This is a genomic window from Variovorax sp. PDC80 (assembly GCF_900115375.1).
Lineage (GTDB): Bacteria > Pseudomonadota > Gammaproteobacteria > Burkholderiales > Burkholderiaceae_C > Variovorax.
This window is the reverse complement of the sequence record NZ_FOWG01000013.1, coordinates 1-20,756: the sequence shown is the minus strand read 5'-3', so window position 1 is coordinate 20,756 and position 20,756 is coordinate 1. Positions and strand designations below refer to the sequence as shown.

Sequence of the window (20,756 nt, the reverse complement as noted above, 5' to 3'; positions counted from 1 at the left end):
AGAGGGGATCAGAACGGTGGCGAACCGGCCGCCGAGGCCGCGTTCTCGATCGGCACCGCGAAGCCGATGCCGATGAAGGTGCGCTGCTGCGTGGGATTGAGGATGGCGGTGACGATGCCGAGCACCTCGCCGTCCATGTTGACCAGCGGGCCGCCCGAATTGCCGGGGTTGGCGGCCGCGTCGAACTGGATCAGGTTGCCGAGCTCCTGCTTGCCCTCGGGCGAGCGGAACGAGCGCTTGAGGCCCGACACCACGCCGGCCGACACCGAGGGGCCGATGCCGAAGGGGAAGCCCACCGCGGCCACCTGGTCGCCGGGCCGCAGGTCGGCGGTCGAGCGCATCACGGCCGGGATCAGGTCGTCGGGAATCTTCTGCGCCTGCAGCACCGCGAGGTCGTTCTCGGGCTGCACGCCGGTGATGACGGCCGGCGCCTCCAGGCCGTCGGCGAAGGTCACCTTGATGGTCTCGGAGCCCGCGACCACGTGCAGGTTGGTGAGGATCACGCCCTTGTCGACGATCACCACGCCGGTGCCCACGCCGCGCTCGACCTGGCCCGGCGGGCCGTCGTCGGCCGGTGCCTCGGGCGACTTGCCCTTGGCCATGTTGCGGCCGCGCTTCTGCGTCTTGGCCTCGGGCGTGGCCTTCTCGGGGCCGTAGCCGACCACGCGCACCACCGAGGGCCGCACGATGTCGGCGGCCTTGGCGGCGGGCGAGGGCAGGGTGTTGGTCTGCAGCGTGCGCAGCACGGCCGCGTCGATGTCCTTCTGCGTGAGCTGGCGCGCATTGCCGCGCTGCCACCAGGCCGCGCCGCCGGCCGCGAGGGCCGCGCACAGCGCGAGGCTCAGCAGCGCGAAGCTGCGGCGGCCGGGCTGCCAGCCCTGGCGCGCGGGAGGCGCTGCCTGCGCCTCGGCCACAGCGGGATCGACGACCGCCGGCGCGGGGGACCCGTCATCGGACGCGTTCGGCGTGCGTGGCGAGCGGCTGTACATGGCGGGCCTGCGCATGGGGTGGACCTCCGGCAAAAGGGGTGTCGCGTGATGAAAGCCACAGTAGCACGCTTTCTTCTGCCTTGCATCCCTTCGGGCATCATCGCGCGATGGCTCGTTTCGTCGACACCCACTGCCACCTCGACGCGCCCGAATTCGGTGCGGAGATGCCCGTGATCCGCGCCCGCGCGGCCGAGCGCGGCGTCGCGCTGTGCGTGATCCCGGCGGTGGCCGCCTTCAATTTCGCGACCGTGCGCGAGCTCGCCGAGCGCCAGGGCGACGCCTATGCGCTGGGCATCCATCCGCTGTGCACGGGCGATGCCAAGGAAGAGGACCTGGCCCTGCTCGACGCCGAATTAAGCGCGCGGCGCGACGATCCGCGGCTGGTGGCGGTCGGCGAGATCGGGCTCGACTACTTCGTCGAGCACCTCGACGACGACAAGCAACAGCACTTCTTTCACACTCAGTTGCAATTGGCGCGCAAGCACGGACTGCCGGTGCTGATCCATGTGCGGCGCTCGGTCGACAAGGTGCTCAAGCACCTGCGGCAGACCGCCGGCGGGCAGCCCTGGCGCGGCATCGCGCATGCCTTCAACGGCAGCGAGCAGCAGGCGCAAGCCTGCATCGCGCTCGGGCTCAGGCTGGGCTTCGGCGGCGCCGTGACCTTCGAGCGCGCGCTGCAACTGCGCCGGCTCGCGGCCACCTTGCCGGTCGAGGCGCTGGTGATGGAGACCGACGCGCCCGACATCCAGCCGCACTGGCTCTACCGCACGCAGGCGCAGCGCGACGCGGGCGAGGCGCAGGGCCGCAACGAGCCCGGCGAACTGCCGCGCATCGCCGAGGTGGTGGCTCGATTGCGCGGCATCGTGGTCGATGAACTGGCCGAAAAAACCACGCGAAATGCCATCGAAGCGATGCCGAAGCTCCAAAGTCTGCTGGACCTGTCGGAGGGGTTCTTACCCGCGCCGTAGGCCAATGCCTTGACTTGGGTTCAAGTGCTTTCCGGGCCTGCATTTGCTGTCATCCTTGAACCGTGGAGCTTCGTTGGACAGGGGTGACGACCTTCGTCACCGATGTCGAACGACACCGGCTCCCAGCATTTCATCCAAGAAAAGGAGTTCATCCATGAAAGCAACTTTCGCTCGCACCCTTCCCGTCGTGCTCGCCCTGGCCTTCGGTGCCGTGGGCCTCTCCGCCGTGGCACAGACCACCGCGCCAGCGACGGCCGAACCCTCGACCACCGAGAAGGTGAAGGAAGCCGGCAAGGACGCCTATGACGCGACCAAGGACACCACCAAGCGCGCCGTGAACGCGACCGAGCGCGGCGCCGAGAAGGCCTGGGACGCGACCAAGCGCACGACCAAGAAGGCCGCCAACGCGACCGAGTCGGGCGCCGAAAAGACCTGGGACGCGACCAAGAAAACCACCAAGAAGGCCACCCACGCCACCAAGAAGGCCGCCACCAAGACCGGTGAAGTGGTCGAGAATGCCGGCCACAAGACGGCTGACGGCATGCGCAGCACGGGTCACGCCATCGGCGAGAAGATCCCGGGCACGGCCGAGAACGAAGCCGCCAAGAAGTAAGCAAGCAGGCCGTCGCGCCGCGACCGCAACGAAGACCCGCCTCGGCGGGTTTTCTTTTGGGCCCGCTCAGGCCGGCTTGGGTGCCGTGTCCGGCGCCGTGCGATGCAGCACCGGCGTCTCGGGCGTCGGGTAGCCGGCCGCGCCGAAGGTCTTCACGATCGCCTTGTGGGTGTCGAAGTAGACCTGCCAGTAGTGGTCGGTGTGGGTATAGGGCCGCACCGCCAGCAGCGGCCCCTCGGGCGTGAACTGCAGGATCTCCACGTCGGGCGGCGGCTGCGTCGCCACGTTGGGGATGGCCTGCACGGCCTGGCGCAGCAGCTCGATGGCCTGGTTCACGTCGACGCCGTTGGCCACCTTGGCCGTGGTGTCGACGCGCCGGAAGGCGAGGGTGCTGAAGTTCTGGATGGTGTCCGAGAGCACCTTGTTGTTGCCCACCGTGGCGGTCACGTTGTCGGGCGTGATCAGCGTGGTGCCGAACAGCCCGAGCTCCTGCACCGTGCCGTTCACGCCGCCGATGGTCACGTAGTCGCCCACCTTGTACGGCCGCAGCACCTGCAGGAACACGCCGGCCGCGAAGTGCGTGAGCAGCCCGCCCCAGGCGGTGCCGATCGCCAGCCCCGCGCCCGCGAGCAGCGCCGCGAAGGAGGTGGTCTTGACGCCGAACATGTCGAGGATCGCGAGGATCAGCACGATGTTCAGCAGCACGCTGAGGATCGACACCAGGTAGTGGCTCAGTGTCGGATCGACACGCCGGCCGCGCTCGAGGCCGACGCGCACGAAGCGCAGCGCGAACCCGATCAACCATCGGCCCACCAGCCAGGCGGCGATCGCGCCGAGCACCTTGAGGCCAAAATCGGCGCCTTGCGTACTGAGAAAAGTCCAGACGGCTTCCGTGTTCATGAATCTCCATCCTCCGGTACAGGCGCGGTGACTCGATCCAAACCCCAAAAACCTTCGACCCGGTCCGACCGCGCCCCCATTCACAAACGAGCAGCGGCGGAACCCGCCGTTGCGGCAGCGGGCGCCGTGCTCACGGGGCTGGCACCGATCGTCTCGCCCGCCACCGTGGTGTTGATCCTCGGCAGCTTTCCGGGCGCGAGATCGCTGGAACAGCGGCAGTATTATGCGCACCCGCAAAACCAGTTCTGGAAAATCTTGCAAGCCCTGTGGCCCCACGACCCGCTCCCCACGGGAGTCGATAGCTATCAAAAGCGTAGCGATTGGCTGCTGGCGCACGGCCTCGGCGTGTGGGACGTCTATGCGGCCTGCGAGCGCGAGGGCAGCCTCGACTCGGCGATCCGCGCGGCGGTGCCCAACGACATCGCGGCGCTGCACCTGCCGAAGCTGGCGGCCGTGGCCCACAACGGCGGCGAGAGCTTCAAGCACGCCCGGCACACCCGAACCCTGGGCGTGCCGGTTTACCCACTGCCTTCCACCAGCCCGGCCAATGCGTCGTGGAGCTTCGAGCGCAAGCTCGCCGCATGGCGCGAGGTCTTCTCTGTCCATGGACTGGTCTGATGGCCGCACGCAAGCAATCCACTTCCCGCCTTCCCGCCGAACTGCCCGAGGTCAACTTCTCCGACTGGGGCGACATCCGCTACCTGCACCTGGGCACCGAATGGGTCCAGGGCTCGATGAAGCTGGACGCGCCCTACGAGATCGAGCTCGAGTACGTGCAGCGCATGATGGCCTGGCTGCTGTTCGTTGACGGCACCGGCATCGGCAACCGCCATGCGATGCAGCTCGGCCTGGGCGCGGCCACGCTCACCAAGTTCTGCCGCAAGACCTTGCGCATGCGCACCACCGCGGTCGAGCTCAACCCGCAGGTGGTGTCGGCTTGCCGCGGCTGGTTCAAGCTGCCGCCCGACGACGCCAAGCTGCGCGTGGTGATCGCCGACGCGGCCGAGGAGATCCGCCGACCCGAATGGCAGGGCACGGTCGATGCGCTGCAGGTCGACCTCTACGACCACGAGGCCGCCGCGCCGGTGCTCGACAGCGAGGACTTCTATGCCGACTGCCGCGCGCTGCTCACCGAGGACGGCGCGATGACGGTCAACCTCTTCGGCCGCTCGTCGAGCTACGAACGCAGCCTCGAGAAGATCCAGGCCGCCTTCGGCGTCGACGCGGTCTGGGCCTTCAAGCCGACGCGCGAGGGCAACACGGTGGTGCTCGCGCAGCGCCAGCCCAGCCGGCCCAAGCGCGAGGCGCTTGCCGAGCGTGCCCAAACCATCCAGACTCGCTGGGGCCTGCCCGCGCCCAAGTGGCTGCGGGTCTTCAAGCCGGTCCTTTCCATCTGAATCCATGAGCGCCGTTCCCGCTTCCGCCGCACCGGCAACCATCCGCCACGAGGGCCCGCTCGAGCTGCGCCGCATGATCGAATGGCTGGCCGCCGACGGTGTCATCTCGCCGTCGGAAGCCAAGCGCACCATCGCGCGCTGCGCCCAGGGCGAGAGCCGCCAGCATCCGCTGGTGCGACTGGCCAACGTCGCGATGACGCGCGAGAGCGACAGCAAGCCGCTCGACCTCGAGACGCTCGCGCAGTGGCTCGCGGGCCGCGCGGGCCTGTCCTATCTGCGCATCGATCCGCTCAAGGTCGACGTGGGCAAGGTGGCCGACACCATGAGCGCGGCCTATGCCGAGCGCCACAAGGTGCTGCCGGTGCAGGTGCTGCCCAACGAGGTGGTGGTGGCCACGGCCGAGCCCTTCCTCACCGACTGGATCTCCGAGGTCGAGCGCCAGTCGCGACGCGCGGTGCGGCGCGTGGTCGCGAACCCGGCCGAGATCCAGCGCTACACGGCCGAGTTCTTCGCGCTCGCGAAGTCGGTGCGCGCCGCGCAGAAGGCCGGCGGCAACACCGGCGGCGCGAGCTTCGAGCAGCTGGTCGAGCTCGGCAAGAGCAACAAGCAGCTCGATGCCAACGACCAGGGCGTGGTGCAGGTGGTCGACTGGCTGTGGCAGTACGCCTTCAGCCAGCGCGCGAGCGACATCCACCTCGAGCCGCGCCGCGAGCTGGGCGTGATCCGCTTCCGCATCGACGGCGTGCTGCATCCGGCCTACCAGATGCCGATGGGCGTGATGAACGCGATGGTCGCGCGCATCAAGCTGCTGGGCCGCATGGACGTGGTGGAGAAGCGCCGTCCGCTCGACGGCCGCATCAAGACCCGCAACATGCGCGGCGAAGAGGTCGAGATGCGGCTGTCGACCTTGCCCACCGCTTTCGGCGAGAAGATGGTGATGCGGATCTTCGACCCCGACACCGCGGTCAAGGACCTCGACGCGCTCGGCTTCGCGCAGCACGATGCGCAGCGCTGGGAGCAGCTCGTCACGCGGCCCAACGGCATCATCCTCGTGACCGGCCCCACGGGCTCGGGCAAGACCACCACGCTGTACTCCACGCTCAAGCGCGTGGCGACCGAGGAGGTCAACGTCAGCACCGTCGAGGACCCGATCGAGATGATCGAGCCCGCGTTCAACCAGACGCAGGTGCAACCGCAACTCGACTTCGGTTTCACCGAGGGCCTGCGCGCGCTGATGCGGCAGGACCCGGACATCATCATGGTCGGCGAGATCCGCGACCTCGCCACCGCCGAGATGGCGGTGCAGGCCGCGCTGACCGGCCACCTCGTGTTCAGCACCCTGCACACCAACGACGCGCCCAGCGCCATCACGCGGCTGATGGAACTCGGCGTGCCCTCGTACCTCATCAACGCCGTGATGCTGGGCGTGCTCGCGCAGCGGCTGGTGCGCACCCTGTGCCCGCACTGCAAGCAGCCCGACGACGGCATCACGCGCGAGAAGCTCGAGGCCATCGTCAAGCCGTGGCAGATCACGGGCTCGGTGCGCGCCTACAAGCCGGTGGGTTGCGTCGACTGCCGCATGACCGGCTACATGGGCCGCATGGGCCTGTACGAACTGCTGAGCATCAGCGAGACCTTCCGCTCCGAGGTCACGAAGGAACCGAACCTCTCGGCGCTGCGGCGCCAGGCCGTGGTCGACGGCATGCGGCCGCTGCGCCTCGCGGGCGCGCTGCGCGTGGCCGAGGGCCTGACCACGATCGAGGAAGTGCTGAGCGCGACCCCGCCGCTCGACGCTTGAACCGTCCCCGGCGCAGCCCCGCGCCGAATACGAACCACCTACATCCGAGGCGCCTCGTGCACCGGGGTTATCCCTAAGTTCTCGGTAGGTGGAACCCACATGGGGCTGACTTCCACCTGACTCCACAATCCCGCATCGAAATTTGTTCGAGGAGACTGTTCGTGAAAATCAAAAGTCAGAAAGACTTTTTCTCGGGACTGATGTTCACCGTGGTCGGGGTCGCCTTCGCTTGGGGCGCCACCAACTACAGCGTGGGCACCGGTGCTCGCATGGGTCCCGGCTACTTCCCGCTGGTGCTCGGTATCCTGATGGCGGTGATCGGCCTGGGCATCATGTTCAGTGGCATGACCGTCGAAACCACCACGGGCGACAAGATCGGCAAGTGGGCCTGGCGGCAGGTGGTGCTGATTCTCGGCGCCAACCTCGTGTTCGGCATCCTGCTGGGCGGTCTGCCGAGCTTCGGCGTGCCGGCCATGGGCCTGATCATCGCGATCTACGCGCTGGTGATCATCGCCAGCCTCGCGGGCCACGAGTTCAAGTTGCCCAGCGTGCTGATCCTGGCCACCGTGCTGGCGGTCGGCAGCTACATCGCCTTCATCTGGGCGCTCAAGCTCCAGATCCAGGTCTGGCCGACCTTCATCGGCTGAGGACGCAAGCACCATGGAACTCTTTCAAAACCTCTCGACCGGCTTCGGCGTCGCGTTCACCTTCACGAACCTGCTGTACTGCCTGGTCGGCTGCATCCTGGGCACGCTGATCGGCGTGCTGCCCGGCATCGGCCCCGTCGCGACCATCGCGATGCTGCTGCCCGCGACCTACGCGCTGCCCCCGGTGTCGGCCCTGATCATGCTGGCCGGCATCTACTACGGCGCGCAGTACGGCGGCTCCACCACCGCCATCCTGGTGAACCTGCCAGGGGAGTCATCATCAGTGGTGACAGTGATCGACGGCTACCAGATGGCGCGCAAGGGCCGGGCGGGGCCGGCACTCGCCGCGGCGGGCCTCGGCTCGTTCTTCGCGGGCTGCGTCGGTACGCTGATCCTGGCCGCCTTCGCGCCGCCGCTGACCGAGCTGGCCTTCAAGTTCGGCCCGGCCGAATACTTCTCGCTGATGATCCTGGGCCTGATCGGCGCCGTGGTGCTGGCTTCGGGTTCGCTGCTCAAGGCGATCGCGATGATCGTGCTGGGCCTGCTGCTGGGCCTGGTGGGCACCGACGTGAACTCGGGCGTGGCGCGCTTCAGCTTCGACATTCCCGAACTGACCGACGGCATCGGCTTCGTGGCCATCGCCATGGGCGTGTTCGGCTACGGCGAAATCATCGCGAACCTCTCGCGTCCCGATGAAGAGCGCGAAGTGTTCACCGCCAAGGTGAAGGGCCTGTTCCCGACCAAGGAAGACTTCAAGCGCATGGTGCCCGCGGTGCTGCGCGGCACGGCCCTCGGTTCGGCCCTGGGCATCCTGCCCGGCGGCGGCGCGCTGCTGGCGGCCTTCGCGGCCTACACCATCGAGAAGAAGACCAAGCTGAAGCCGGGCGAAGTGCCCTTCGGCAAGGGCAACATCCGCGGCGTGGCGGCTCCCGAGTCGGCCAACAACGCCGGCGCGCAGACCTCCTTCATTCCGCTGCTGACGCTGGGCATTCCGCCCAACGCCGTGATGGCGCTGATGGTGGGCGCGATGACGATCCACAACATCCAGCCGGGCCCGCAGGTCATGACCAGCAACCCCGAGCTGTTCTGGGGCCTGATCGCCTCGATGTGGATCGGCAACGCGATGCTGATCATCCTGAACCTGCCGCTGATCGGCATGTGGATCAAGCTGCTGTCGGTGCCCTACAAGTACCTGTTCCCGGCGATCGTGCTGTTCTGTGCCATCGGCGTGTACTCGACCAACAACAACACCTTCGACATCTGGATGGTGGGCATCTTCGGCTTCGTGGGCTACACCTTCTTCAAGCTCGGCTGCGAACCCGCGCCGCTGCTGCTGGGCTTCATCCTGGGCCCGATGATGGAAGAGAACCTGCGCCGCTCGCTGCTGCTGTCGCGCGGCGACTGGACCGTGTTCATCACGCGCCCGATCTCCGCCGGCCTGCTGGCTGCCGCCTTGCTGCTGCTCGTCATCGTGCTGCTGCCGGCCGTGAAGTCGAAGCGCGAGGAAGCCTTCGTCGAGGAGTGATCGACGACCGCCCGGCACGCGTGCCGGGCTCGCTCCAGCCAACGGCGCCTGCGGGCGCCGTTCGTTTTTGGCGAAGGCCGTTCAGCCCTTCGCCGTGCGCGGCTTCAGGTGCTGCCGCGCGATGTCGAGGAAGGCCATCGCGGCCGGGCTCAGCGGATGCTTGGCCAGCCGTACCGCCACCAGCGGGTACTCGAGCACCGGCCGCGTGACCGCGAGCGCGCGCAGGTTCGGCGGCATCAGCACCTCGACGTAGCGCGGCAGCAGCGCCACGCCCGCGCCGGCCTGGATCAGGCCGAAGGCGGTGGAGAGCATCGACACGTGGTGCGCCACCTGCGGGTAGACGTTGGCCACGCTCGAGAGCTGGCGGCTCACCGCGCGCCAGACGTTGGCGTCGGGGTTGACGTGGATGAAGGGCAGGGCCTCGAGCTGCCGCGCCTCGATGCTGCTGCGCTGCGCGAGCGGATGGTCCTCGCGCACGAACAGCGCCATGCGCTCGACGAACAGCGGCTCGGTCGCGAGCTCCGAATGGGCCTGGCCGATGTCGGAGCCGAAGCCGAGGTCGGCCTCCTGCGAGAGGATGCGCGAGATCATCTGCTCGGCGGTGCTGTCGAGCAGCGTGGTGGCGAGCTTGGGGTGCTTCTGCGCGAAGCGCCCGAGCAGCGGCGGCATCAGCGCGCCGGCCGTGAGATGGCCCACCGCCAGCACGACGCGGCCCTCGCGCAACTGCGCCTGCGAGCGGCAGGCATTGACCGACTCATCGATCAGCCGCAGCGCGCGCACCGCCGTGTCGACCATCATCTGGCCGGCATCGGTCATGCGGATGCGGCGCCCGCGCACCACCAGCGGCTGGCCCAGGTCCTCCTCCATGCGCTTGACAAGGTGGCTGATGGCCGGCTGGGTCAGTTGCAGGCTCTCGGCGGCCAGCGTGAAGCTGCCCGTTTCGGCCACCGCCGCGAGCGCGCGAAGCTGCTGCAGCGAAACCTCCTCGGCGGCGATCCGTGCCATAAATTGTGCTCATAGTTGAATAAGCGGGATTATCTGGCTTGATGCGCCCGCGCTGCTTAGCATCGAATGTTCGCCATCTTGCGAAGGGAATCCAGCACCATGCAACGCCACCAGTTTCTCCACGGCCTCGCGGCCGCCTTCGCCGCGCTGTGCCTGGCCGCGCCGGCCACCGGCCTCGCGCAGGGCTACCCGAACAAGCCGATCCGGCTGGTCGTGCCCTTTCCCGCGGCCGGCGCCACCGACCTGTTCGCGCGCACGCTGGGCCAGAAGATGGGCGAGAAGCTGGGCACCACGCTGGTGGTCGACAACAAGCCCGGTGCCGGCGGCGCCATCGGCTCGGACCTCGCGGCCAAGGCCGCGCCCGACGGCTACACGCTGCTGCTGGCCACCACCAGCACGCACTCGATCGGCCCGGCCATCACCAGCCGCCTGCCCTACGACACGGTGCGCGACTTCACGCCGATCGCGCATGTGGGCGACGCGCCGAGCATCATGCTGGTGCCCGTGAACTCGCCCGCGAAGACGGTGCGCGAGTGGATCGACTACGCGAAGAAGAACCCCGGCAAGCTCAACTACGCCTCGAGCGGCAACGGCACCATCGTGCAGCTCACGGCCGAGCTGTTCAAGGCGCAGGCCGGCGTGTTCGTCACCCACATTCCCTACAAGGGCACGGCGCTCGCGATCCCCGACCTGATCAGCGGCAAGGTCGAGGTGCTGTTCGACTCGCTGCCCACCGGCATGCCGCACGTGCGCGATGGCCGGTTGCGCGCACTCGGCGTGACCACGCTCAAGCGCAGCCCGCTCGCGCCCGAACTGCCGCCGATCGCCGACACGCTGCCGGGCTTCGAGTCGAACACCTGGTTCGGCTTCTACGGTCCCAAGGGCCTGCCGCCCGACATCGTGGCGCGCGTGAACAAGGCCGCCAACGAGGCGCTGGCCGACCCCGAGGTCAAGGACAAGCTGTCGCGCCTGGGCATCGAGCCCGCCACCGCCGGCACGCCCGAGCAGTTCGCGAAGATGGTGGCCGCCGACGCCGCCAAGTGGAAGAAGATCGTCGTCGAACGCAAGATCACCAACGACTGAAGACACGAGAGCACGACCGCCATGACCGCCCTGAACTTCGATTTCGGCAACCCCTACACCTCCACCCGCATCCCGGTGTTCGCGCGCAACGTGGTGTCGACCTCGCACCCGCTGGCCGCGCAGGCCGGCCTGCGCATCCTGCAGCAGGGCGGCAACGCGGTCGACGCGGCCGTCGCCACCGCGGCGGTCATGACGCTGGTCGAGCCGGTGAGCAACGGCCTGGGCAGCGATGCCTTCTGCATCCTCTGGGACGGCAAGGCACTGCACGGCCTCAATGCCTCGGGCCCCGCGCCCAAGGCCTGGACGCCCGAGTACTTCAGGGCCAAGTACGGCGCCGATGCCGCCACGCCGCCGATGCGCGGCATCGACTCGGTCACCGTGCCGGGCGCGGTGCGCGGCTGGGCCGCGCTCAGCGAGCGCTTCGGCAAGCTGCCCTTCGCCGACCTGATGGCGCCGGCCATCGACATCGCCGAGCGCGGCTACCTGGTGCCGCCGGTGGTGCAGGGCAAGTGGCTCGCGGCCACGCCGCTGCTGCAATCGCAGCCGGGCTTCGCCCAGGCCTTCCTGCCCTGGGGCCGCGCGCCCGAGGTCGGCGAGCTGTTCCGCTTCGCCGCCGCCGCGCGCGCGCTCAAGGCCATTGCCCGCACCAAGGGCGAGGCTTACTACACGGGCGAGATCGCCGAGGCGCTCGCGAAGTTCTCCAGGGAGCAGGGCGGCGCGCTCACCGTGGCCGACCTCGCGGCCTACCAGCCCGAGTGGGTCACGCCGATCTCGCGCGATTACCGCGGCCACACGCTGCACGAGATCCCGCCCAACGGCCAGGGCATCGCGGCGCTGATCGCGCTGGGCATCCTCGAGAAGTTCGACATCGCCTCGTTGCCGGTCGACTCGGTCGAGTCGCAGCATCTGCAGATCGAGGCCATGAAGCTGGCCTTCGCCGACGTCTACCGCTACGTGTCGGAGCGCGGGACCATGGAGGTCACGACCGAGCAGATGCTCGACGACGCCTATCTGGCTTCGCGCGCGCGGCTGATCGACCGCAGCAAGGCGCAGGACTTCAAGGCCGGCAACCCCGTGAAGGGCGGCACCATCTACCTTACCGCGGCCGACGAGAGCGGCATGATGGTGAGCTTCATCCAGAGCAACTACATGGGCTTCGGCTCGGGCTGCGTCGAGCCAGAGTTCGGCATCAGCCTGCAGAACCGCGGCCACGGCTTCAGCCTCAAGGCCGAGAGCCCGAACGTGGTGGCACCGGGCAAGCGCCCGTTCCACACCATCATCCCGGCCTTCCTCACCAAGGACGGCCAGCCGGTGATGAGCTTCGGCGTGATGGGCGGCAACATGCAGCCCCAGGGCCACATGCAGACGCTGGTGCGCATGCTCGACTACAAGCAGAACCCGCAGGCCGCCTGCGACGCACCGCGCTGGCGCTTCAATGCCGGCATGGAGATCAACGTCGAGGCCGCGATGAACCCGGCCACCGTGCAGGGCCTGCGCGGGCTGGGCCACCACCTCGAGGTCATCAACGACTCCTACCAGGACTTCGGTGCCGGCCAGTTCATCTGGCGCGCGGGCGATCCCTCGGTCGAGGGCTACGTGGCCGCCAGCGATCCGCGCCGAGACGGAGCGGCAGCAGGGTATTGAGCTTTCACGCGATGATCGGGGGATGACCAAGACGGCCGCGAGCACCGGCATTCCCCTTCCAGACGGCGCGAAGCGCATCGCGCCCGGCCTCGTCCTCGCCTCGCTGGGCGCGATCGCGTTCAGCGGCAAGGCGATCATCGTCAAGCTGGCCTATCGCCACGGCGTCGATGCCGTGACGCTGATCATGCTGCGCATGCTGTTCGCGCTGCCGCTGTTCGCGCTCATGGCCTGGTGGGCCGGGCGCGGCAAGCCCGCCTTGAGCTTTCGCGACTGGCTCGGCGTGATCGGGCTGGGCTTCTCGGGCTACTACCTCGCGAGCTTCCTCGACTTCGCCGGGCTGGCCTACATCTCGGCCAGCTTCGAGCGGCTGATCCTCTATCTCAATCCCACGCTGGTGCTGTTCTTCGGCTGGGTGCTCTATCGCCGCCGCGTCACGCGGCCGCAGCTCATCGGCATGGTCATCAGCTACGCGGGCGTGCTGCTGGTGTTCGGCCACGAGCTGCTGGCCGGCGAGAGCAAGGGCGGCGGCCTCGCGGCGGCCTGGGGCGCGTTCCTGGTCTTCCTCAGCGCGGTGAGCTATGCGGGCTACCTGGTCTACAGCGGCGAATTCGTGCAGCGCCTCGGATCGCTGCGGCTGGTGGGCCTCGCGACCACCGTGGCCTGCCTGTTCTGCCTCGCGCAGTTCGCACTGCTGCGGCCACTCGATGCGGCGCTGCAGGTGGCGCCCGAGGTGATCTGGCTGTCGGTGCTCAACGCCACCTTGTGCACCGCGGTGCCGGTGCTGATGGTGATGATGGCCATCGAGCGCATCGGACCGGCCATCGCCGCCCAGACCGGCATGATCGGCCCATTGTCGACCATCCTCATGGGCGTGGTCATACTCGGCGAACCGTTCACCGCCTGGATCGCCGCCGGCACGGCGCTGGTGATCGCGGGCATCTTCGTTTTCACGCGCAAGGGCCGCTGAGGCCGTCGCGCTTTTCTTCTTTCTCTTCTGGAGTCGAACAAATGGATCTGGGCATTGCAGGCAAGACCGCGCTGGTGTGCGGCGCGAGCAAGGGGTTGGGCTATGGCTGCGCCGAGGCGCTGGTGCGCGAGGGCGTCAACGTGGTGATCGTGGCGCGCGGCGCCGAGGCGCTCGAGGCGGCCGCCAAGCAGCTGGCCGACGCGGCCACGGCGGCGGGTACGCCCGCGCCCTTCGTCAAGGCCGTGGCGGCCGACATCACGACCGAGGCCGGCCGCGCCGCGGTGTTCGCGCTGGGCCACGCCTTCGACATCGTGGTCACCAATGCCGGCGGCCCGCCGCCCGGCGACTTCCGCAACTGGGAGCGCGAGGACTGGATCAAGGCGGTCGACGCCAACATGCTCACGCCGATCGAGCTCATCAAGGCCACGGTCGACGGCATGGCCGAGCGCGGTTTCGGGCGCATCGTCAACATCACCTCGAGCTCGGTGAAGTCGCCGATCGAGGTGCTGGGTCTGTCGAACGGCGCGCGCAGCGGCCTCACGGGCTTCGTGGCCGGCGTGGCGCGCAGCGGCGTCGCGGCCAAGGGCGTGACCATCAACAACCTGCTGCCCGGCTCCTTCGAGACCGACCGCCTCAAGGGCACGATGAGCGGCGCGGCGCAGAAGTCGGGCCTGGACTTCGACACCGTGTGGGAGAACCGCAAGAAGTCCGTGCCCGCGCGCCGCTTCGGCACGCCGGCCGAGTTCGGCGCGATCTGTGCCTTCCTCTGCAGCGTGCAGGCCGGCTACATGACCGGGCAGAACGTGCTGGCCGATGGCGGTGCCTACCCGGGCACCTACTGAGCCGGACCGGGCATCACGCGGAACGAAGAATTCGCGGGGCAAGAAGAAGATGAGCAGGGAGTCGTTTCAGAAGATCACGCTGGTGTCCGTCACCGGCCTGCCGGACGCGCGCGGCGCCGCGATGGCGCTCGAGCTGAGCCTGGCGCAGATGCCCGGCGCGCGCGCGCTGCTGTGCAGCCCGCAGGCGCCGGCCGATCTGGGCCGCGGCATCGCGCACCGCGCGATCGCGCCGCTCAACTACCACGAGTACAGCTGGTTCGTCATGTTCGCGCTCTGGCGCGTGGTGCAGACCGAGTTCGTGCTGATCGTGCAGGAAGACGGCTGGGTGCTCGACGCGGCCAACTGGAACGAGGCCTTCCTCGACCACGACTGCATCGGCGCGCCGATCCACCTCGCGCGCATCGAGCCGCCGCAGGGGCCGGCGTACTGGCGCACCCGCTTCGAATGGGCCGACGAGTACGCGCGGCCCGACCACCGCGTCACGCCGGTGCTCAATGGCGGCTTCAGCCTGCGCAGCCGGCGCTTCCTGCGCGCGCTGGTCGACCATCCGCAGATCCGCGTCGAGATTCCGCCGCCCGATGCGCTCGACGGCGAGCCGTTGCGGATGCACTGGCATCACAACCCGCTGCTGGAGGACGTGCAACTGACCGGCGTGCTGCGGCCCGCACTCGAGGCCCGGGGCCTGCGCTTCGCGCCGGTCGAGCTGGCGCGCGAGTTCGCGATCGAGCACGCGGGCCCGCAGCTGCACCATGGCTTCGATGCGCTGAGGATCTTCGGCCATCACTCGAAGGTGCGCCGGCTGGTCTCGCTGTCGCCGCCCACGGTGCGTTCGCTGGTGCCGCTGTCGGAGCTCGACGGCTGGTACGGCGAGCGCGACCTGCTGACGATGTTCGAGCGCCGCGGCTACCGCATCGAGTTTCCGTCCGAGGCGCAGGCCGTGGCCGTCTCGCCGGGCCCCACGCGCAGGGTCTACGACTGCTTCACCTACAACGGCGAGGCCGACATCCTCGCGGCGCGGCTGCACGAGCTCGACGAGGTGGTCGACTGCTTCGTCGTGGTCGAGGCCGACCGCAGCTTCACCGGCGTGCCCAAGCCGTTGCGCTTCGATGCCGCCGATCCGCGCATCGCGGCCTTCCTGCCGCGCATCCGCCATGTGGCGGTGCACGACCTGCCCGAGGTCGACGCGGCCGCCGATGCGATGGCCGTGCCCGGCGACTGGCATGCCGACACGCCGAAATCGGGCTTCTGGATCCGCGAGAAATTCCAGCGCAACCAGATCCTGCGCGGCCTGCACGACGCGGCGCCGCACGACCTGGTGATGATCTCCGACGCCGACGAGATACCGCGCGCCGACACCGTGCGCGCCATGCGCGACGACCGCCGCCACGAGGTCTTCGGACTGCGCCAGGCCTTCTATTACTTCTACGCCAACTACCGCAACGTGCAGGGCCCCGAGGCCGCGTCGGTCTGGACCGTGGCGGCCACGCGCGCGCGGCTCGACGGCCTCACGCCCGACCAGTTGCGCCTGCGCGTGCGCAACGGCGCCCAGCCCGCGCGGCTGATCGACGACGCGGGCTGGCACCTGTCGTACCTCGCGATGGACGAGGAGGCGGTGCGCGCCAAGATCCGCGGCTTCGCGCACCAGGAATACAACCGGCCCGAGCTGCTCGATGCGCTCGACATCCCCGCGCTGCTGGCCTCGGGGCGCGACCTCTATGACCGGCCCGGCTATGCGTGGCAGTTGGTGGATCGCGAGGAGGCACCGCGCTGGCTGGCGAGCCAACCGGAGCTGGCGCACCTGTTCGCGCCCGCCGCGCCGCCGCTGGTGCGTTATGCCAAGGAGTCGTACCTCACGGTCGAGCCGAGCCCGTTCGGCTTCTGGGAGCGGCATGCGAACCGCCGCATCCTGCAGGCCTATGCGCCCTTCATCCAGGGTCGCGTGCTCGACATCGGCTGCAACCACGGCGCGAGCACCTACTGGCTGCGCGAGAACCCGCGGGTGAGCGAGGTGGTCGGCGTGGACCTCAACGAACAGGCGCTGTCGCTGGCGCGCGCACTCTTCGAGGCCGTGCCGCTGGCCAGCCTGTTCGTCGAGCACGACCTCACGGCCGACGGCCCGATCGTTCCGCCGGCCGACACCGTCGTGAGCTTCCATACGCTGGAGCACATCTACACCGACGACGTGGCGGACTTCCTTTCGTCGGCGTGCCGGTCGCTGGTGCCGGGCGGCCACTTCGTGATCTCGATGCCCTACGACCGCGCCTATCCCGATCCTTGCCACGTGGGCTTCTACACCGAGGCCAGCCTGGCGCAGGCGATGGAAGCGGCGGGACTGAAAACCATCGAGTGCTTCAAGGACGACCGCTTCGACGAGAAGGACCTGCTGACCGGGCTGTTCCGCAAGCCCTGAGCAGCGCGCGCGAGCGCTCGTTCAGCGCCGCGTCGACACCACGATCCCGCCCACGATCAGCACGAAGGCCGCGCCGTGGTACCAGTGCGGCGCCTCGCGCAGAAAGGCCGCCGACATCACGGCCGCGAACAGCGGCGTGAGGTTCATGAAGATGCCGGCCACCTGCGGCCCCGCGCGCTGCACGCCGGTGCCCCAGCAGCGGTAGGCCAGCACGGCCGGGCCGATGCCGATGAAGGCCATGGCGGCGACCAGCGGCCAGCCCAGGTCGAGGTGGGCCGGCGTCAGCGTCCATTCGCCGGCCGCCAGCGCGCCCGACCAGGCGATGCCGAACACCAGCTGCGCCATCAGGAAGGCGGCCCAGTCGCGCCGCAGCGCGGCGGGCTCGTGCGTGCGCGCGAGCAACCAGCTGTAGAAGGCCCACGCGATGGTGCCCAGGATCATGTAGAGGTCGCCCGGCACCAGCCGCAGCGCCAGCAGCTGGCGCCACTCGCCGCGGCTGAGCACCAGCAGCACGCCGAGCATCGACAGCAGCGCGCCGCCGATCGCGCGCCCATGCGGGCGGGCACCGAAGAACAGGCTGCCCACCGCCAGCATCCACAGCGGCAGGCTCGAGCCCACCAGCGTCACGTTGATCGGCGTGGAGGTCTGCAGCGCCAGGTACTGGAAGGCGTTGTACAGGCCGATGCCCAGCAGGCCCAGCAGCGCGTAGCGCTTCCAGTGCGCCCACAGCGGGCTCGCGGGCCGCAGCACCGGGGCCGCGAGCGGCAGCAGCAGCACGAAGGCGATGACCCAGCGCACGAAGTTCAGCGTGAGCGGCGACACCAGCTCGCGCACCAGGCGGCCGACCACCGCGTTGCCGGCCCACAGCAGCGGCGGCACGACGAGCAGGAGGATGGTCAGGGGCGTGAGGCGCTGTGGCGATTGCATGGGCGCCGACTCTAGCGGCTGGCGGCAATGACCCGTGTCGCCGCGGAAACCCCAAACATGGCAGGATGCGCCTGTTCTTTTTTCGCGCGTGGAGACAGCACCGATGTTGAGCAAAGCCGTTCGTATCGACCGCCATGGCGGTCCCGAGGAACTGAAGATCGTGGAGGTCGAGGTCGGCGAGCCCGGCCCCGGCGAGATCCGCATCCGCCACAAGGCCGTGGGCCTGAACTTCATCGACACCTACCAGCGCAGCGGGCTCTATCCGTTCCAGATGCCGCTGCAGCTCGGCATGGAGGCCGCGGGCGTGGTCGAGGCGGTGGGCGAGGGCGTGACGCACCTGAAGGCCGGCGACCGTGCCGCCTATGCGAGCCAGCCGCCCGGCGCCTACAGCGAGCTGCGCGTGATGCCCGCCAAGTGCGTCTGCAAGCTGCCCGACGACATCTCCTTCGAGACCGGCGCGGCCATGATGCTCAAGGGCCTGACCACGCAGTACCTGCTGAAGAAGACGCTGCCGGCCGAGGGCCTGCAGCCCGGCGACTTCGTGCTGTTCCATGCCGCGGCCGGCGGCGTCGGCCTGATCGCCTGTCAGTGGGCCAAGGCGCTGGGCCTGCAGCTGATCGGCACCGCCGGCAGCGACGCCAAGTGCCAGCTCGCGCTGGACCACGGCGCGGCGCATGCCATCAACTACAGCAGCGAGAACTTCGCCGCCCGCGTCAAGGAGATCACCGGCGGCAAGGGCGTGAAGGTGGTCTACGACTCGGTCGGCAAGGACACCTTCGAAGGCTCGATCGACTGCCTGCGTCCCTTCGGCCTGCTGGCCGTGTTCGGCAACGGCTCGGGCCCGGTGCCGCCGGTGAACCTCGGCGTGCTGGCCTCGAAGGGCTCGCTGTACCTGACGCGCCCCACGCTGTTCTCGCACCTGGCCACGCGCGACAGCACGCAGGCGGCGGCCGACGACCTGTTCGCCATCGTGCAGAGCGGCGCGGTGAAGATCCCGATCGTGCAGCGCTATGCGCTGGACGACGTGCAGCAGGCGCACCGCGACCTCGAGGCGCGCAAGACCACGGGCTGCACGATCTTCACGCTCTGAGCGGCCCCGAAGCCGGGCGTGGCGGCACCCCGGCCTTGTCCTACCCGGGCAGGGGTGTCATGCCTGCGTCTTGTGGCGGGTGCACTTTGTAGCCTCGTTGCCAACAAAGTCCAGCCAGCCGTTCTTTATCGGGCCGAAGCGGATGCCTCGCTTCGCCGCCCGCAGGGATGGCCGCATGCCGCCATGAGCACCGTCCGCACCTTCATCGTCGAAGACAACCCCACCATCCGCGAGAACCTCGTGGGCACCTTGCGCGAGGTGGCGCGGGTCGATCCGGTCGGCCTGGCCGATACCGAGGCCGAGAGCACGCGCTGGCTGACGCGCAACATGGCGCTGTGGGACCTGGCGATCGTCGACCTGTTCCTCAAGGACGGCACCGGCCTCAGCGTGCTGCAGGCCTGCCGCCACCGCGATCCGGCCCAGAAGATGGTGGTGCTGAGCAACCACGCCACGCCCGACATGCGCCGCCGCTGCCTGCAGCTCGGCGCCGACGCCGTGTTCGACAAGGCCACCGAGGTCGACGACCTGATCGACTACTGCCTGCGCCGCCGGCAGGCGCGCTTCACGACGGCCGCCGCGAGCTATCCCCCACCGTCCGCGTCGCCTTCTTCGCGCCCCGCCGCCTCGACGGCGCACTAGCGCGAAAATACGGGTAATCCCTTATCCGAGCGATCGTCCCTGCACAGGGGCCGGTCGCGCTTTGCCTTTCCATGTCCCGTTCCCGTCTCCTGCCCGACAACTTCACCCTCGCCCTGTTGTCGGTCGTCACCCTCGCGAGCCTCGTCCCCGCCAGCGGCCGTCCGGCCCAGTTCTTCGAGGGCCTGACCACGGTGGCCATCGGCCTGCTGTTCTTCCTGCACGGCGCCAAGCTCTCGCGCGAGGCGATCCTCGAGGGCATCACCCACTGGCGGCTGCACCTGCTGGTGTTCGCGAGCACCTTCGTGCTGTTCCCGCTGCTCGGGCTGGCGTTGAAGCCGGTGCTGGTGCCGCTGGTCACGCCCGAGCTCTATACCGGCGTGCTGTACCTGTGCGTGCTGCCCGCCACCGTGCAGTCGGCGATCGCCTTCACCGCGATGGCGCGCGGCAACATGCCGGCGGCGATCTGCAGCGCCTCGGCCTCGACATTGCTGGGGGTGTTCGTGACGCCGGTGCTGGTGGGGCTGGTGGTGTTGCCGCATGGCGGGCATGCGGCTTCGTCGTCGCTCGATGCGATCGGGCGGATCCTGCTGCAGCTGATGGTGCCGTTCGCGGCGGGGCATCTGCTGCGGCCGTGGATCGGGGGCTGGGTGAAGCGGCGTGCTTCGGTGCTGAAGTTCGTGGACCAGGGGTCGATCCTGCTGGTGGTCTATACGGCGTTCAGTGCGGCGGTGATCGAGGGGTTGTGGCGGCAGGTGCCGGGGCATGCGCTGGTGGGGGTGCTTGTGGTGTGTGCGGTGATCCTGGCTTTGGCGTTGAGCCTGACTACCTTGTTGGCGCGCAAGCTTGGCTTCGATACTGAAGACGAGATCACGATCGTGTTCTGTGGGTCGAAGAAAAGTCTGGCTAGTGGGATTCCTATGGCGAAGGTTCTGTTTGCTTCGCATGCTGTTGGCGCCATCGTTTTGCCGCTGATGTTGTTTCATCAGATGCAGTTGATGGTTTGTGCTGTGTTGGCGCAGCGGTATGCGCGGCGGCAGGTGCGTGTTGCTGGTGAGCCTGCTGCATTGGGGGCTGCTTCCTCCAAGTAGGTTGTTCTTTTTGCTTAGGTCGCTGGCCGGGTCTCGCCCCGGCGGGCGAGTCACTTTCTTTTGCTTCGCCAAAAGAAAGTAACCAAAGAAAAGGCGACCCACTGTCTGCGACCCCTCCGCTGCGCTCCGGGGCAACCTGCGGTGCTCGCGTTTCGCGGGGTCTCGCAGAACTCGCTCCGCTGCGCTGCGCTCAGACAGCTGCGAGCCCTTATCCGCGAAACGCT

19 protein-coding genes are annotated in these 20,756 nt (G+C 68.7%); 15 read left to right on the top strand and 4 right to left on the bottom strand.

Features of this window, described 5'->3' with window-relative positions; genetic code table 11:
• Positions 1 to 8 precede the first annotated feature (8 nt).
• Positions 9 to 1,004, bottom strand: coding sequence for a S1C family serine protease (locus BM109_RS31175; protein WP_093351737.1), 996 nt, complete (start codon positions 1,002 to 1,004; stop codon positions 9 to 11).
• Between the two features lie 92 nt (positions 1,005 to 1,096).
• Between BM109_RS31175 and BM109_RS31170 the strand changes: the two genes are divergently transcribed.
• On the top strand, positions 1,097 to 1,957 hold the full coding sequence (locus BM109_RS31170; RefSeq protein WP_093351734.1) for a TatD family hydrolase: 861 nt from the start codon (positions 1,097 to 1,099) through the stop codon (positions 1,955 to 1,957).
• A 154-nt stretch (positions 1,958 to 2,111) separates the two neighbouring features.
• Positions 2,112 to 2,570: a hypothetical protein gene (locus BM109_RS31165; RefSeq protein WP_093351730.1), complete on the top strand. Its 459-nt coding sequence runs from the start codon at positions 2,112 to 2,114 to the stop codon at positions 2,568 to 2,570.
• A gap of 66 nt (positions 2,571 to 2,636) precedes the next feature.
• On the opposite strand, the gene BM109_RS31160 is transcribed toward BM109_RS31165, so the two are convergent.
• The gene (locus tag BM109_RS31160) at positions 2,637 to 3,470 is read right to left on the bottom strand and encodes a mechanosensitive ion channel family protein (protein WP_093351727.1); all 834 of its coding nucleotides are present in this window, start codon (positions 3,468 to 3,470) and stop codon (positions 2,637 to 2,639) included.
• 126 nt (positions 3,471 to 3,596) lie between these two features.
• On the opposite strand from BM109_RS31160, the gene BM109_RS31155 reads away from it, so the two are divergent.
• The 5 genes from BM109_RS31155 to BM109_RS31135 all read left to right on the top strand — a co-directional run bounded on the left by BM109_RS31155 (position 3,597) and on the right by BM109_RS31135 (position 8,837).
• Positions 3,597 to 4,088, top strand: a complete 492-nt coding sequence (locus BM109_RS31155; protein WP_177239504.1) for a DNA-deoxyinosine glycosylase — start codon at positions 3,597 to 3,599, stop codon at positions 4,086 to 4,088.
• A complete protein-coding gene (locus BM109_RS31150) occupies positions 4,088 to 4,867 on the top strand; it encodes a class I SAM-dependent methyltransferase (protein WP_093351725.1) in 780 nt (259 codons plus the stop codon). Before BM109_RS31155 ends, BM109_RS31150 begins: the two co-directional genes overlap by 1 nt.
• Before the next feature lie 4 nt (positions 4,868 to 4,871).
• Positions 4,872 to 6,665: a type IV pilus assembly ATPase TfpB gene (locus tag BM109_RS31145; protein WP_093351722.1), complete on the top strand. Its 1,794-nt coding sequence runs from the start codon at positions 4,872 to 4,874 to the stop codon at positions 6,663 to 6,665.
• 161 nt (positions 6,666 to 6,826) lie between these two features.
• Positions 6,827 to 7,312, top strand: a complete 486-nt coding sequence (locus BM109_RS31140) for a tripartite tricarboxylate transporter TctB family protein (protein ID WP_093351719.1) — start codon at positions 6,827 to 6,829, stop codon at positions 7,310 to 7,312.
• Between the two features lie 13 nt (positions 7,313 to 7,325).
• A complete protein-coding gene (locus BM109_RS31135; protein ID WP_093351715.1) occupies positions 7,326 to 8,837 on the top strand; it encodes a tripartite tricarboxylate transporter permease in 1,512 nt (503 codons plus the stop codon).
• Between the two features lie 81 nt (positions 8,838 to 8,918).
• Here the strand turns inward: BM109_RS31135 and BM109_RS31130 are convergent, their stop codons facing one another.
• A complete protein-coding gene (locus BM109_RS31130; protein ID WP_093351713.1) occupies positions 8,919 to 9,842 on the bottom strand; it encodes a LysR family transcriptional regulator in 924 nt (307 codons plus the stop codon).
• 99 nt (positions 9,843 to 9,941) lie between these two features.
• Here BM109_RS31130 and BM109_RS31125 point away from each other — a divergent pair, with 99 nt between their 5' ends.
• From BM109_RS31125 to BM109_RS31105, 5 genes are read left to right on the top strand one after another with little or no spacing between them, the layout of a single operon-like run.
• Positions 9,942 to 10,925 carry a Bug family tripartite tricarboxylate transporter substrate binding protein gene (locus tag BM109_RS31125; RefSeq protein ID WP_093351710.1) on the top strand — a complete coding sequence of 328 codons (984 nt, stop codon included), beginning with the start codon at positions 9,942 to 9,944 and terminating at the stop codon, positions 10,923 to 10,925.
• A gap of 30 nt (positions 10,926 to 10,955) precedes the next feature.
• Entirely contained in the window at positions 10,956 to 12,569 is a 1,614-nt protein-coding gene (locus BM109_RS31120; protein WP_093352176.1) for a gamma-glutamyltransferase family protein, read from the top strand.
• 22 nt (positions 12,570 to 12,591) lie between these two features.
• Entirely contained in the window at positions 12,592 to 13,536 is a 945-nt protein-coding gene (locus tag BM109_RS31115) for a DMT family transporter (RefSeq protein ID WP_093351708.1), read from the top strand.
• Between the two features lie 41 nt (positions 13,537 to 13,577).
• Entirely contained in the window at positions 13,578 to 14,378 is an 801-nt protein-coding gene (locus BM109_RS31110) for an SDR family oxidoreductase (protein WP_093351705.1), read from the top strand.
• A 49-nt stretch (positions 14,379 to 14,427) separates the two neighbouring features.
• Positions 14,428 to 16,788, top strand: a complete 2,361-nt coding sequence (locus BM109_RS31105; RefSeq protein ID WP_093351703.1) for a DUF5672 family protein — start codon at positions 14,428 to 14,430, stop codon at positions 16,786 to 16,788.
• Between the two features lie 21 nt (positions 16,789 to 16,809).
• On the opposite strand, the gene BM109_RS31100 is transcribed toward BM109_RS31105, so the two are convergent.
• On the bottom strand, positions 16,810 to 17,715 hold the full coding sequence (locus BM109_RS31100; protein ID WP_093351702.1) for a DMT family transporter: 906 nt from the start codon (positions 17,713 to 17,715) through the stop codon (positions 16,810 to 16,812).
• A 103-nt stretch (positions 17,716 to 17,818) separates the two neighbouring features.
• On the opposite strand from BM109_RS31100, the gene BM109_RS31095 reads away from it, so the two are divergent.
• From BM109_RS31095 to BM109_RS31085, 3 genes are all read left to right on the top strand, one after another.
• Positions 17,819 to 18,805 (top strand): quinone oxidoreductase family protein, encoded by a 987-nt coding sequence (locus BM109_RS31095; RefSeq protein WP_093351699.1) that lies wholly within the window; start codon positions 17,819 to 17,821, stop codon positions 18,803 to 18,805.
• Between the two features lie 183 nt (positions 18,806 to 18,988).
• A complete protein-coding gene (locus tag BM109_RS31090) occupies positions 18,989 to 19,444 on the top strand; it encodes a response regulator (RefSeq protein ID WP_093351697.1) in 456 nt (151 codons plus the stop codon).
• 71 nt (positions 19,445 to 19,515) lie between these two features.
• Entirely contained in the window at positions 19,516 to 20,532 is a 1,017-nt protein-coding gene (locus BM109_RS31085; protein ID WP_093351694.1) for a bile acid:sodium symporter family protein, read from the top strand.
• The last annotated feature ends 224 nt before the right edge of the window (positions 20,533 to 20,756 follow it).

What these genes read in the sequence shown, in the direction of transcription:
- BM109_RS31170 (WP_093351734.1), top strand. Translation starts at nt 1,097, where the DNA reads ATGGCTCGTTTCGTCGACACCCACTGCCACCTCGACGCGCCCGAATTC.
- BM109_RS31165 (WP_093351730.1), top strand. Translation starts at nt 2,112, where the DNA reads ATGAAAGCAACTTTCGCTCGCACCCTTCCCGTCGTGCTCGCCCTGGCC.
- BM109_RS31130 (WP_093351713.1), bottom strand. Translation starts at nt 9,842, where the DNA reads ATGGCACGGATCGCCGCCGAGGAGGTTTCGCTGCAGCAGCTTCGCGCG.
- BM109_RS31125 (WP_093351710.1), top strand. Translation starts at nt 9,942, where the DNA reads ATGCAACGCCACCAGTTTCTCCACGGCCTCGCGGCCGCCTTCGCCGCG.
- BM109_RS31090 (WP_093351697.1), top strand. Translation starts at nt 18,989, where the DNA reads ATGAGCACCGTCCGCACCTTCATCGTCGAAGACAACCCCACCATCCGC.
- BM109_RS31100 (WP_093351702.1), bottom strand. Translation starts at nt 17,715, where the DNA reads ATGCAATCGCCACAGCGCCTCACGCCCCTGACCATCCTCCTGCTCGTC.
- BM109_RS31115 (WP_093351708.1), top strand. Translation starts at nt 12,592, where the DNA reads ATGACCAAGACGGCCGCGAGCACCGGCATTCCCCTTCCAGACGGCGCG.
- BM109_RS31095 (WP_093351699.1), top strand. Translation starts at nt 17,819, where the DNA reads ATGTTGAGCAAAGCCGTTCGTATCGACCGCCATGGCGGTCCCGAGGAA.
- BM109_RS31150 (WP_093351725.1), top strand. Translation starts at nt 4,088, where the DNA reads ATGGCCGCACGCAAGCAATCCACTTCCCGCCTTCCCGCCGAACTGCCC.
- BM109_RS31110 (WP_093351705.1), top strand. Translation starts at nt 13,578, where the DNA reads ATGGATCTGGGCATTGCAGGCAAGACCGCGCTGGTGTGCGGCGCGAGC.
- BM109_RS31175 (WP_093351737.1), bottom strand. Translation starts at nt 1,004, where the DNA reads ATGCGCAGGCCCGCCATGTACAGCCGCTCGCCACGCACGCCGAACGCG.
- BM109_RS31085 (WP_093351694.1), top strand. Translation starts at nt 19,516, where the DNA reads ATGTCCCGTTCCCGTCTCCTGCCCGACAACTTCACCCTCGCCCTGTTG.
- BM109_RS31160 (WP_093351727.1), bottom strand. Translation starts at nt 3,470, where the DNA reads ATGAACACGGAAGCCGTCTGGACTTTTCTCAGTACGCAAGGCGCCGAT.
- BM109_RS31135 (WP_093351715.1), top strand. Translation starts at nt 7,326, where the DNA reads ATGGAACTCTTTCAAAACCTCTCGACCGGCTTCGGCGTCGCGTTCACC.
- BM109_RS31105 (WP_093351703.1), top strand. Translation starts at nt 14,428, where the DNA reads ATGAGCAGGGAGTCGTTTCAGAAGATCACGCTGGTGTCCGTCACCGGC.
- BM109_RS31145 (WP_093351722.1), top strand. Translation starts at nt 4,872, where the DNA reads ATGAGCGCCGTTCCCGCTTCCGCCGCACCGGCAACCATCCGCCACGAG.